The organism is Proteus terrae, from assembly GCF_003144325.1.
Taxonomy (GTDB): domain Bacteria; phylum Pseudomonadota; class Gammaproteobacteria; order Enterobacterales; family Enterobacteriaceae; genus Proteus; species Proteus terrae.
Genome location: NZ_PENS01000008.1, coordinates 142,884 through 155,425, shown reverse-complemented (window position 1 = coordinate 155,425; position 12,542 = coordinate 142,884). Strand labels below are relative to the sequence as shown.

Below are 12,542 nucleotides of genomic sequence, written 5' to 3'. Positions count from 1 at the left end.
GTGTTTTTAACATTTAATTACAATAAAAATATCATTAATATCAATAAATTGACAAAACTTTAAGTTTGAATAAGAAAAATAGTCTTGCTCATGTACTTAATCATGATATGATGATTTTCATGATATGGATTTAATCACAAATGGCGTTATTGTTTCACTCTACCTCTGAAGGAATTTAATTATGGTTTCATTAAGCAAGAATCAAACAGTTTCTCTCAGTAAACAAGCACCTACACTGAGCCATTTAATGTTTGGTTTGGGCTGGGATCCGATTAAGAAAAAAGGATTATTAGGTGGTCTTTTTGGTGGTGGTGGTTCTATTGATTTAGATGCAAGTTGCGTATTGCTTGACGCAAGTGGCAATCAAATCGATACCATTTGGTTTAGAAAATTAAAATCAAGTTGTCAGTCAGTTATTCACTCTGGTGATAACTTAACAGGTGATGGTGATGGCGATGATGAAACAATTTTCGTTGATTTAGATCGTTTACCGACAAATGTTGAATATTTGGTATTCACAGTAAACAGTTTCCGTGGACAAACATTTAATGAAGTTGAAAACGCATTCTGCCGTGTTGTTGATAAAACAACTAACAAAGAGTTGGTGCGTTATACCTTAACAGAGCAAGGTTCTCATACAGGTATCGTGATTGCTTCTTTGCAACGTAATCATGGTCAATGGGATTTCACTGCGTTTGGTGCGCCTTGTAAAGGCCGTGTTATCAACGACATGATGCCTGATATTGTGGCTACGGTGGTGCGATAAATGAATATGACTCCAGGTGGGAACTTACCTGTTCCTAATCAAACATTAATCGTTAGAATTCAATCAGGTGCGCCTGTTGATGTTTCTGCTTTTAGACTTTATGCGTCAGGTAAAGTGAATGGCGACACCGATATGGTGTTTTATGGGCAAACTGCGAGTGATGATCGTACTGTTATTTATGCCACGGCAGGTAACAGCACATCATTTACCGTAGATTTAACCCGTTTACGTCCAGATGTTGAAAGAATTGCGTTTACGGCAACCTGTGATGGTCAGCAAACAATTGCAAATTTACAAAGATTGTCGATTCAAGTTGACGCTAATAACGAAGTTGTAGCGAACGGTAATGTTGATATTAACGGTCGTCCAGAAGCGGCATTAATTTTAGGTGAATTGTATCGTCGTAATGGTAGTTGGAAGTTCCGTTTTATTGCTCAAGGATTTAACGGCGGCTTAAAACCACTCGCTGAACATTTTGGTGTTGATATTGCAGATCCTGCGCCAACGCCAACGCCAACGCCAGCACCGAAACCAGCTCCAGCGCCAAGTTCGGTGAACTTAAGTAAGGTCTCTTTAACCAAAGAGAAACCGGCAATCAGCCTCACGAAGAAAGATGACTTCGGTAAAATTCGAATCAACCTTGATTGGCATCGTGAAAGCAAAAGTGGGGGTTCTGGGTTATTAGGTGGATTGTTTGGTGGTAATAAAGGTATCGACTTAGATATCGGTGCATTCGTTGAACTTCAACAAGGGCATAAGTCTGTTATTCAGGCATTAGGAAACGGATTTGGCGATTTTAATCGTATTCCTTATGTTGAATTACAAGGCGATGATCGCACAGGCGATGTTGCTGGTGGTGAATGGATCTTTGTGAATGGACGTGAATGGAAAAATATCAAGCAAGTGCTGATTTTCGCGTTTATTTATGAAGGTGTGCCGAATTGGAGCAAGACGGATGGCGTGGTTACTATTCATGTGCCAGATCAACCACCTATCGAAACACGCTTAACTGATGGTAATAATGGTCGCGGCATGTGTGCTATTGCCCGACTTGTTAATGAGAACGGATCAATAAAAGTTGAACGTCTCAATGAGTTTTTTAAAGGCCACCGTGATATGGATAATGCGTACGGGTGGGGATTTCGCTGGACAGCGGGCTCTAAGTGATCAAGTTGATATAAGGAAAAATAACATGAGTTTTTTTAACAAATTAAAAGAAGGTTTTAATACAGGCCGTTCTGAGTTAGCCAAGCAAGTTGGTCGCTTTAAAAATAAAAAATTTATGCAAGGTACTGTTGCGATTTGTGCACGTATCGCCATTGCTAGTGACGGTGTAAGTTCTGAAGAAAAACAGAAGATGCTTGGTTTTTTAAAAGCATCGGATGAACTTAAAGTATTTGATACTTCTGAAGTTATCGAATTCTTTAATAAGCTAATCCTGAGTTTCGAGTTTGATACCGAAGTCGGTAAAGGCGAAACCATGAAGTATATTCTGGCAATGAAAGATCAGCCAGAAGCTGCGCAATTAGCTATTCGTGTCGGTATTGCTGTTGCGAAAAGTGATGGTGATTTTGACAATGATGAAAAAGAAGCGGTGCGTGCTATTGCCATTGCATTAGGCTTTGAGCCCGCAGAATTTGGTTTGTAATTAATTTATAGGGAACCGTTTAGGAATTATTATGGTATCCACACATATTGGTTTTCCGACAGAAACTGTCATTGTCTTTGTAGTACTTGCGATTGGCGCTATTTTTATCGACTTATTTATGCATCGTGCAGATAAGCCGATAACGTTAAAGAATGCCATATTTTGGTCTATATTCTGGGTTGCCATTGCAATGGCATTTGCAGGATTCCTTTATATTCATCATGGTGCAGAAGTTGCGAGCTTATTCGTAACAGGTTATGCCTTAGAGAAAGTGCTTTCCGTTGATAACTTGTTTGTCATGATGGCGATTTTCTCTTGGTTTGCTGTACCTGACCGCTTCCGTCACCGCGTTCTTTATTGGGGTATCATCGGGGCTATCGTTTTCCGTGGGATCTTTGTTGCCATCGGTACAGGACTGTTAAGTTTAGGACCATATGTTGAGATTGTATTTGCCTTAATCGTTGCTTGGACGGCAGTTATGATGCTGAAAAGCGGTGATGATAGTGAAGAGATTGAAGACTATTCACAACATCTTGCTTATCGCTTAGTTAAACGATTTTTCCCTATATGGCCAAAAATCACAGGGCACGCTTTCGTATTAACACAAAAAGAAGTCGATGCTGAACTAGCAAAACCAGAAAACAAAGAAATTACTATCGGTCGTGGTACAAAAGCGGCGTTATATGCAACACCACTTATGCTGTGTGTGGCGGTTGTAGAGCTTTCCGATGTGATGTTTGCTTTCGACTCGGTTCCCGCTATTATCGCAGTAAGCCGTGAACCCCTTATTGTTTATAGTGCAATGATGTTCGCAATCTTAGGCTTACGTACGCTTTACTTCGTGTTAGAAGCGTTAAAACAGTATCTGGTTTACCTTGAAAAAGCGGTTATTGTGTTGTTGTTCTTTATTGCTGCAAAACTGGGTTTAAATGCAACAGATCATATCTGGCAACATGGATACAGCATCTCCGCGACAACTAGCCTATTTGTTGTGCTAGGTGTTCTTGCTCTGGGTATTATCGCAAGTTTTGTATTCCCAGAGAAAAAAGATGATGAAGGTAAGACAAATTAATAAATATTCTTGAGAAATCAGAATATTAAAAACAAAACTAAAGAGGTTATAAAATGAGCGTTTCTCTTTCTAAAGGTGGTAATGTCTCTCTGAGCAAAGCAGCCCCAACGATGAAAAACGTCCTTGTCGGACTTGGTTGGGATGCCCGTTCTACAGATGGTCAAGATTTTGACTTAGATGCGTCTGTATTTCTGTTAGCTGCAAATGGAAAAGTGCGTAGCGATGCCGATTTCATTTTTTATAATAACTTAAGATCTGCTGATGGTTCTGTTGTTCACACTGGTGACAACCGTACCGGTGAAGGCGATGGTGATGATGAAGCGCTGAAAATCAAATTAGACATGATCCCGAATGATGTCGATAAGGTTATCTTCGTTGTGACTATCCATGATGCGCAAGCTCGTCGCCAAAGCTTTGGCCAAGTATCAGGTGCATTTATTCGTTTAGTTAATGATGACAACCAAATTGAAGTTGCTCGTTATGACTTAACTGAAGATGCATCAACAGAAACCGCAATGTTATTTGGTGAACTATATCGCCATAACGCGGAGTGGAAATTCCGTGCTGTTGGTCAAGGTTATGCAGGTGGTTTGGGTTCAGTTTGTGCTCAATACGGTATTAATGCCTCTTGATAGCCGATTTGTAAGACACTAAACGCTGGCAGTCATAAGATGTGATTGCCAGTTTATTCAATAAAGTAGGAGCTTTGATATGGCAGTTTCCCTCGTTAAAGGTGGTAATGTTTCTCTGACTAAAGAAGCACCAACAATGTCGGTTGCTATGGTTGGTCTAGGATGGGATGCCCGCGTGACTGATGGCGCAGAGTTCGATTTAGATGCGTCAGTGTTCATGGTAGGTGAAGATGGAAAAGTACTTTCAGACGCAAGTTTTATCTTCTTTAATAACAAATTGAGTCAATGCGGAAGCGTTGAACACCAAGGAGATAACCGTACTGGGGAAGGCGATGGTGATGATGAGCAAGTAAAAATCACCCTATCAAAAGTCCCTGCTGAAGTGAAAAAACTGGTATTCGCAGTTACTATTTATGATGCAGAAAACCGTAAACAAAACTTTGGTATGGTCAGCAACAGTTTTATGCGCGTTTATAACAACGACAATAATACTGAAATTGCACGTTTTGATCTTTCTGAAGATGCATCAACAGAAACCGCAATGATCTTTGGTGAGTTATATCGCCACGGTGCAGAGTGGAAATTCAAAGCAGTTGGTCAAGGTTTTGCGGGTGGTTTAGGTGCGTTAGCAGCACAACACGGCGTAAATATCTAATGCTTTATTTAGCCCTCGCTTTAGCGGGGGCTATTTGTTTGTATCGATAAACAAAGAGTCAGCGATTAAGACTCTTTTTTTACGGTCACTTTAATCGGTGAATTTTTAGATTTACGACGACCAGTATGAAAGTGACGCCAATGAGGATCTTGCGCTGCAAAAAGCAATTCATGATCACCACGAGAATCTCCCCACGCCCTTAAATGGTATTGTGTTAAGTCCCCATATACTGCTTCTAATCGTTTTATTTTTTCACCACAACGACAGTTATTACCAATAATTTTACCAGTCAACTTTCCATCAACAACTTCAAGCGTTGTTCCTATTAGTTTAATGCCTAAGCGCTTGGCAAAAGGTTGTAATACCATAGCAGGTGATGCAGAACAAATGGTCACTTCAGCATTGCTATTCACTTCTTCTGCAACAGCGAATAAGCCAGCAGGGCGCATCAATTTAGTCCAGTAAAGTTTGCAAAATTCTTCTGCTTTTTCTTTTAACCATTGTTCATCAATATTGGTTAGAAAGGTTTTGATAAGCACTTCTTTTAGTTCATCACGCGTGAGCTTGCGTCTAAAGCAACGTAATGTCGGTAATACCATTTTAATTAAACGGCGTGAGAATTTACGTTTACCAAAGGCGAATTTTAGAAAAGGAATAAAACTGTCGTGATAGGTTAATGTGCCATCAAAATCAAACACTGATAACGTTTTTACGGTGTTTTTCGCGTTTTCAAATTGGGGTTGCATACAGGGTAAGGCTCCGTAAATCATCAGAGTTTGAAAAATATATTTTACTTATTATATCATTGTTCTAAAAATGAGATAGAGGTAGCCTTATTTATTGATAAATAATGATTTTTCTCATTTATAACGAGAAGTAGAGTAATGAGCCATAAAAAATACCTCTTAGTGATTTAGGCTAAGAGGTGTGATTTTAGGCTGTTGGCAAACAGAATAAGGGATTAATAATATTCAATCATAAAGGTTGCAGCACCATTGGCGGAACCTGCGGATAAGCGGTCATCAACACGAATATAACGTGCGCGCATTGGGATACTAACTGTTCCTGCTTTTTCAGTAACAGGTTGTGCAAAGGTAGCTGGCGTATTAAATTTAACAAAATCTTCACCAGTTGCTCCAAAAGCAAGTTGGATCCCTACGCCTTTAGCCGCACCCGGTACATCATTTACTTTAAAAGTACCCGGATATTCAGGAATAGTTGGGTTAACCGGTTTTATGGTGACTTTGATCTCGTTTGGATCGCGTTCAGGGAATGTTTGGCCCACTTCACTTGTGTATACATTTCCCTTACCTCCTGAATAATAACCCCTAAATGCAGGACAATTGGTTAATATAATATCGGAGTTTATCCATTTAGTTGAACTGCCTTTGGCGGGAAGAGTGGCTGTTTCATGCGAACCAAGTTCTACGGTGTAATCTTGAGTCTTACAACTTGAAGATGTCACAGTGATAGAGCCCGTCACATCTATATATGAATTTACCATAGGAAATTCTGGTGCATCAATTTTATCTTTATCAGGAAAATTCACATCAAGTTGCATGTGTGCAATATTGGTTAGATCAAAACTACCCGGTTGAATCGGGCCAATTTTTATTATTGAATAATGTAATATTGGTGTGGCAAAATACCGAACCGATATCGTATTTTTATCAAGTACTCGCTGCCCTTCCCAAGATAACTTAGGAATACCGAGTGGTAATGTATTTTCTTTATTTTGGTTTGCATAAAATACAATACCTAATCCTGGATTATTTGTTCTAAAAACATTAGAGGGAATACCTGCACTTATTACCGGTGTTCCAGAAGTGCTTAGTAATTTCAACTCCTGTCTTTCCATAAAATGGATTACTTTATTTGGATCCTTTGAAAAATCGCTAACACACTGATAATTTGTTGGTCTGTCGTTATAATCTATTTGTCCCTGATAAACAACAGAACCTATTGGCATATTAGGTCCGACAAAAATAGCTCCATTTATTGTCATTGACCGAGTAAATTGAGAGCCAATCATTGTACATGTCACATCTGATTTAGCCATTACTTCCGCAACAGGAAAAAGTAGAAGCATTAAGGCTAATGAATTTTTAATAATCGGCTTCATACTTTATTCTCCACATACACTAGTAAGTTGAACAAAACTACTTTGATTATCTTTATCTGGTGCTGGGGCACTATAATTAATAGTACATTGCTGTATTTCACCTGGTCCCCATTTCACGGTTAAGCGACCTGACGTTTTTTCAACTCGGGCGTAGAGAAGTCCTCCCTGACCTATACTACCCACTTCATTGTTCTGTTCATCGTAAGCGACACTACCAAATGGAATAGCACCATTATTACGTTGGATTGTAATTAATAGAGGGATACCTGCATTAGTTTTAAACTCCACTTTAGTGATCGCACCTTCAAACGGTGCAACGCGCGCTTGCGTATTTTGTAGCTCGATATTATTTGACATTCCTTTCGGGTTAATCGTGATGTCATTCATTTGATATGGGGTTAAATAAGGCACAGCAGCATGACCAAATCCATCTATTTCAATGCCTGGATAGCCACTGACTTTAGCACCTTTAGCACCATCTGCTTCAACCACGGCAAAGGTATTGCCTTGATAAGGGGTTGCAACCACGCCACCAGACCAACCAATTAATGAACCACTAGCACCGATCGAACCATTTTGATAATGCTCACCTAAACCATAGTTAGCTGTTAAGTTGGTATAATTAGTTTTTGCACTACCATTCAAGGTCATGCTAGATCCAACACCATGGTTTGTGTTCATTGCTGTTATACCGTAGTTATAACGATTATTTTCACCAGCAGATCCAGAGATCCCGATACGCTCACCTACATCTCCTCGACCATTACGTGTTAAGGCAGCGGTTAAGGTCGGCATATGATCAACACTTAAATCATAGAGTGGTAAAATAAAGTTCAATTCAAACGATGTCTCCTTTTTACCATCGGCATTACGTGCTTGACCGACATTTAAGCCATAAGAGAGACGTTTCCAGCGGTTGTTGTAACCCATTTGGTATTGCAAGTCGGTTGTGTCATTATTCCAGTAGTTTTGTGTAAATCCACTGACATAGAATGTTCCCCAACCTTCGGGTAAACCTTGATCAATCGTGACATTAAAGCGGCTTTTGGGACGCCAAATATTGTTGATACTGCGCCCATAGCGTTCTTCATTAATAGCTTGAACGGCAGAGCTATAATCATAGAATTTTTCGGTATTAAATTTATAGGCAGCAATCGTCAGGTTACTATTAGTATCTTGAATAAATTTGCTATAACTGATTTGATAACTTTGTCCGCTATTCACTTTTGACGATGTTGTATTTAAGTGCAAACGTGCTTGAGTGATGTCAGCAGAAAATGCGCCTAATGGCGTGCTTAATGCAAAACCAGCTTGAAGTGCGTAATAATCTGCACCGGTACTCTGTATACCCGCATAACCCGTTATCAGATTAGTTAATCCGCGACGATAAGTGGCTTGATATAACGTTGGGTCATAGTCAACAGACGATGAGTTTAAATGGCCAGCGGCTACCGTATAGTTATGTTGCCCAGGACGTAATAACTGCACAACAGAAGCGTAATAGACTTTAAAGTTTTGTTGTGACCCATCCGATTCTTGAATGGTGACATCTAAGTTACCACCATATCCTGATGGATAAAGGTCATCAATTTCAAATGGACCTGGCGGTACGGCAATTTCATGGATCACTCGCCCATCTTGGCGAATAATGACTCGGGCATTGGATTTTGCGACACCACGAATAGTCGGCGCAAAGCCACGCTGTGAGTCAGGTAACATTTTCTCATCACTAAAGAGTTGGATACCTCTTAATGGTTGAGAATCAAATAGTTGTCCTGTCGTAAGAACATCACCAACTTGAACGACACCTTTTATTGTAGTGATAATACGTTGTAGATAATTATAAGTTGATGTGTAGTCATGGCCATTTTGTTCATTCCATGAATAATTACCAGTGTGATGGAAACTCCATGTACCTAAATTTAGGTTACTATTAACACCAACGAATGCTGATTTGTAATTTGTTCCGTTGTTACGAGACATAAAATAGTTTGCGTTATAGCTTACTAACAACGCATTTATACCTCGTTCCCAGAGTGAAGGACTTACATACCCACGGGGCTTATAACCAACAAGAGCTTGTGGTGTGTTGATCGTTAAACGTTGAACTGAGTGGTCATAGCTTACGTCAGTTGAGGGCACAAAATCGGTTAGTGCAATGCATTCATGTAGCTCTAACGCACTTTTTAATAGCGGTGTTATTTTGTCACTTTTAAACCCTATTAATCCAATGATATCTTTAGTTAAACAAGGCGATACTTGGCCATTTGCCATATCTTTAAAGGTGACTGGTGTTCTTGTCATAAATTGGCTGTTGACATAGATTTCAACATTCCATGTACCCGGCAAGAAAGTATTTTCTTTATCAAAGCGACTGATATCAATCTCACCTTGAGATGTATTCATAAAAATAGGATTAAATGAGAGTGAGTTATTTCCATTTGTATGAGAAGACTCACTATTCTCTGTTGATGAGGCAGTATTATTTTGTAATAAAGGTGACGTATTGGTCGATAATACAGGAGTGCCATTAGGTAACCATTTATTATTTTCGATCTCTGTTATATTTTCTGCATAGGTATAGGGTGCGATTAGAAAAAAAGTCGCACCAGCAGATATTATAATAGTTTTTAAAATATAACTGCTCATTTGAGTATTCCCGTATATTTTATGAAGTCACTGGAGAATTAAATTTTTGATTCAACTATCTTCATTGCGCCCCAATCGTTTACATATCGATAAACGATTTTATTTCCCGTATTTGCAGATATCCCATTGGGTATAGCAAAGTCATGGCTACCTAATGGAGGAACTAATTCACCATCAATAGGTTGTTTATCATTTCCATTAAGAGAAATAGAAACTAAAGAAACATAATAAGGGGCATTATTGATGACTTTTAAAGTATTACCTGAAACTGAAAATTGAAGACCTTCCGCAGCATTAATTGCCCCTATTTTATCTTTTAGTACATCAGGGCGATAAAATAGTTTTATTCTTGAACGATAAGCAATTTGTAATTTATTATCTATTTCCGTATTTGCGTTAGGTGGTATTTCTAATACATTTAACCAATAAATAGATTCTTTATCTTTAGGTAATGTTGTAGCGCCCGTAAAACTAATTCTTAATGATTGTGATTTTTCTGGCTCAATGCGAAATATAGGGGGAGTTAATACAAAAGGGACTTGAATATTTTCAGGTTTTGCATCAACGTCACCAGTATCAATCCAGTTTTGAATTAAAACAGGAACTTTCCCTTCATTACTAATTTTGACTGTGACTTCTTTTTCATTTTCATTATAAATAACACGAGTTCCGCTAATAACAACACCAGCGTTTACCCATGTGGAAATGATTAATAATAAACTAAAAAAAAAGCTTTTAATTAATTTAGGGGCTATCATATTTATCTTTATTCCATTAATAAAAAGCAAACAGAGAGGAGAAACTCCCCTCTGTTTATTTCGATTATTTATATTGCAGAGTATAAACAACGCTACTTGTTACTTTACCAGCCTCTGTTTTACCAATTGCGTAGTATTCTACAGCGTATGGTAAGGTGGCTTTATCATTAGTAATTGTATAATAAGTAGTATCATTTACTTGAGATGTGTTACCTACTTTAATTGCGTTAAAGTTAGCTCCATCTAACAGTTGTAACTGGACTAATTTTGCACCAGTTGCAGCAACATCCATATTTTTCAAACGACCAGTCGCTTGGTCCACTGTTGCACCAGTTTCAAAGAATGCAGAAACAGTGTTATGACCTGCCACACCTATTTTACAATCAGAAAGGTTCATATTAAATGCAGTACGGCCAGTCACTTCACCTGCATTTTGTAAAACGTTAGTACTAACTGTTGGTAGAGTAATGGTTGCATCAGGGCCTTGACCTTCAATGTCAACTTTACAAGTAGTATCAGTTAATTCACCATTAAAAGTAATCGTACCAGTATTATCAGCAGCAATTGCATTACCAGCCATTAGACCAAATGCCATTGCTAAAGATGCACCAATGATAGATTTTTTCATTCTAAATTCCTTCGTTTTATATTAGATGACTACGTTTTAATAAATAGCTAAACATTATAAATAATATTTAGTAATTTATTTTTTTGACTAGCTATTAGTGTAAAAATAAATAAAAGCCATCCATGGCGAATAAAAACGCTTAATAAGCGCTTTTTATTTTCCTAATAATTATCTATTAATGCGAAATAATAGTTTTGTCGGTTGTTAACATCCCTAACTTCATAAAGCTAATAGCTCATGAAAATAAAACATAATTAAATATTTTATTTTCATGGTTAATTGCTTATAGTGATGTTACATAATTTTGTTAAATGTTTGTTTTTAATTTAGCTGGCTAATAGTAGTGTCACTAAATTTATAGTCTCTTTTTTTTGATTGTGTATTTGGCACCTTTTCGTTATAGGTACTTATTACTTCACGATTCAAATCATCCCATGATTTATCAAAAATAATAAGTAGCTTATTTATTAAACTAAGTGACATACTATTTTTGCCATTTTCATAACGAGATATTTGTTGTTGGCTAACAGAAATTATTTTTGCCAGCTCACGACCTGATAATTTCTTCTCTTTTCTAGCTTTCTTAAAAAAAAAGCCTACTTTTGTGTCTAGATCGTTCATAAATTAATTCCAATAACATGAGGTCTAATATTTAGAAGTTATCACATATTAAAATTAGCCATTTCGGTTTGAATAACTATATTACACATAAATAAGTGCGTAAAAATGGTTTACCCTATGCGATATCATTATGTAATAGGCAATACCTATCAAGAGAGTAATTGTTGTAAGGTTATACTTAAGTTTTAGCAAGTGATAGATATATCAATATGTTAAGATATTTAATGTAAGTGCAAACTAATTTTGATATTCGTTTTGTGAGTTTTTATTGGGTGGAAAATCTGGTTTGAGAAGTTAGATATTAATTTATGTTTCATTTTTCATCTTTATAAGATGAATTGTATGAAAAGGTTAGATATTGTAAGGAAATATATTTTACGCGTATTATGGGTATTTGTGAAAATTGTAGAGCGTAAGAATTCTCTGAATAAAATCAAAAATTGGGGTGTATGATGAAAATGAGTTATGTGTTTAAATATAAAATTGTGAAAATAACTTTTTTATTTAAAAGAATGAAAAGTAAGAATTGATCTAACTCAATAATTATTGTGGGATATATTCATATAAAGAAGGATTTATTGTTTGGTGCTAAGTAGATGGCTTTTTTTGAAAATATTAATTGCAATGATGTTTGATTTATTTTCTCGAATGTCTTATTTATCTCTCTATATGAGGTTACAAACAATTTGTGTGTTTATCTCTCTCTTTTTTCGTTTAAAGTGACGATAATTTTTTATTAACAACATCCTAAGTGTATATACGCTATTTGAGGGGTATTCAGAAGCTACTTATCTCAAATGTATGAGCGATATCGTAAAAACACTTAAGGTTAGTTAATCTATAAGTAATGACTCCTATTTTTGTGAAATTAAAATTTTTTATCTATTTTTAGTTTTCATTAAAATTAATCCCAAATTGCTAACCAATTAATAACACTAAAATATTATTTCATTGCGGTATATGATCTTTGTTAATGATATGGAAGTAGAAT

12 protein-coding genes are annotated in these 12,542 nt (G+C 37.0%); 6 read left to right on the top strand and 6 right to left on the bottom strand.

What is annotated here, in order from left to right; translation table 11 throughout:
• Positions 1-181: 181 nt before the first annotated feature.
• From DK857_RS09645 to DK857_RS09620, 6 genes are all read left to right on the top strand, one after another.
• Positions 182-766 (top strand): TerD family protein, encoded by a 585-nt coding sequence (locus DK857_RS09645; protein WP_072064329.1) that lies wholly within the window; start codon positions 182-184, stop codon positions 764-766.
• Positions 767-1,933, top strand: a complete 1,167-nt coding sequence (locus DK857_RS09640) for a TerD family protein (RefSeq protein WP_109402057.1) — start codon at positions 767-769, stop codon at positions 1,931-1,933.
• Between the two features lie 25 nt (positions 1,934-1,958).
• On the top strand, positions 1,959-2,414 hold the full coding sequence (locus DK857_RS09635; protein ID WP_075672880.1) for a tellurite resistance TerB family protein: 456 nt from the start codon (positions 1,959-1,961) through the stop codon (positions 2,412-2,414).
• Between the two features lie 31 nt (positions 2,415-2,445).
• Positions 2,446-3,486 carry a TerC/Alx family metal homeostasis membrane protein gene (locus tag DK857_RS09630; RefSeq protein ID WP_098941941.1) on the top strand — a complete coding sequence of 347 codons (1,041 nt, stop codon included), beginning with the start codon at positions 2,446-2,448 and terminating at the stop codon, positions 3,484-3,486.
• A 53-nt stretch (positions 3,487-3,539) separates the two neighbouring features.
• Positions 3,540-4,118, top strand: coding sequence for a TerD family protein (locus DK857_RS09625; protein ID WP_072070083.1), 579 nt, complete (start codon positions 3,540-3,542; stop codon positions 4,116-4,118).
• Positions 4,119-4,197: 79 nt separating this feature from the next.
• Positions 4,198-4,773: a TerD family protein gene (locus DK857_RS09620; RefSeq protein WP_109394128.1), complete on the top strand. Its 576-nt coding sequence runs from the start codon at positions 4,198-4,200 to the stop codon at positions 4,771-4,773.
• Positions 4,774-4,838: 65 nt separating this feature from the next.
• On the opposite strand, the gene DK857_RS09615 is transcribed toward DK857_RS09620, so the two are convergent.
• The 6 genes from DK857_RS09615 to DK857_RS09590 all read right to left on the bottom strand — a co-directional run bounded on the left by DK857_RS09615 (position 4,839) and on the right by DK857_RS09590 (position 11,551).
• A complete protein-coding gene (locus DK857_RS09615; RefSeq protein WP_109394127.1) occupies positions 4,839-5,519 on the bottom strand; it encodes an HAD family hydrolase in 681 nt (226 codons plus the stop codon).
• Positions 5,520-5,734: 215 nt separating this feature from the next.
• On the bottom strand, positions 5,735-6,895 hold the full coding sequence (locus tag DK857_RS09610; RefSeq protein ID WP_109402056.1) for a fimbrial protein: 1,161 nt from the start codon (positions 6,893-6,895) through the stop codon (positions 5,735-5,737).
• A 3-nt stretch (positions 6,896-6,898) separates the two neighbouring features.
• Entirely contained in the window at positions 6,899-9,544 is a 2,646-nt protein-coding gene (locus DK857_RS09605) for a fimbria/pilus outer membrane usher protein (protein ID WP_109402055.1), read from the bottom strand.
• A 38-nt stretch (positions 9,545-9,582) separates the two neighbouring features.
• Entirely contained in the window at positions 9,583-10,302 is a 720-nt protein-coding gene (locus DK857_RS09600; RefSeq protein ID WP_109402054.1) for a fimbrial biogenesis chaperone, read from the bottom strand.
• Between the two features lie 64 nt (positions 10,303-10,366).
• Positions 10,367-10,930, bottom strand: a complete 564-nt coding sequence (locus DK857_RS09595) for a fimbrial protein (protein WP_109394124.1) — start codon at positions 10,928-10,930, stop codon at positions 10,367-10,369.
• A 321-nt stretch (positions 10,931-11,251) separates the two neighbouring features.
• Complete coding sequence (locus DK857_RS09590) at positions 11,252-11,551, bottom strand: helix-turn-helix domain-containing protein (protein WP_109394123.1); 300 nt, start codon at positions 11,549-11,551, stop codon at positions 11,252-11,254.
• Positions 11,552-12,542 lie beyond the last annotated feature (991 nt).

Bases quoted from the DNA above. Each gene is read 5' to 3' on its own strand.
- DK857_RS09610 (WP_109402056.1), bottom strand. From the start codon at position 6,895: ATGAAGCCGATTATTAAAAATTCATTAGCCTTAATGCTTCTACTTTTT.
- DK857_RS09590 (WP_109394123.1), bottom strand. From the start codon at position 11,551: ATGAACGATCTAGACACAAAAGTAGGCTTTTTTTTTAAGAAAGCTAGA.
- DK857_RS09640 (WP_109402057.1), top strand. From the start codon at position 767: ATGAATATGACTCCAGGTGGGAACTTACCTGTTCCTAATCAAACATTA.
- DK857_RS09630 (WP_098941941.1), top strand. From the start codon at position 2,446: ATGGTATCCACACATATTGGTTTTCCGACAGAAACTGTCATTGTCTTT.
- DK857_RS09625 (WP_072070083.1), top strand. From the start codon at position 3,540: ATGAGCGTTTCTCTTTCTAAAGGTGGTAATGTCTCTCTGAGCAAAGCA.
- DK857_RS09645 (WP_072064329.1), top strand. From the start codon at position 182: ATGGTTTCATTAAGCAAGAATCAAACAGTTTCTCTCAGTAAACAAGCA.
- DK857_RS09615 (WP_109394127.1), bottom strand. From the start codon at position 5,519: ATGCAACCCCAATTTGAAAACGCGAAAAACACCGTAAAAACGTTATCA.
- DK857_RS09600 (WP_109402054.1), bottom strand. From the start codon at position 10,302: ATGATAGCCCCTAAATTAATTAAAAGCTTTTTTTTTAGTTTATTATTA.
- DK857_RS09620 (WP_109394128.1), top strand. From the start codon at position 4,198: ATGGCAGTTTCCCTCGTTAAAGGTGGTAATGTTTCTCTGACTAAAGAA.
- DK857_RS09635 (WP_075672880.1), top strand. From the start codon at position 1,959: ATGAGTTTTTTTAACAAATTAAAAGAAGGTTTTAATACAGGCCGTTCT.
- DK857_RS09605 (WP_109402055.1), bottom strand. From the start codon at position 9,544: ATGAGCAGTTATATTTTAAAAACTATTATAATATCTGCTGGTGCGACT.
- DK857_RS09595 (WP_109394124.1), bottom strand. From the start codon at position 10,930: ATGAAAAAATCTATCATTGGTGCATCTTTAGCAATGGCATTTGGTCTA.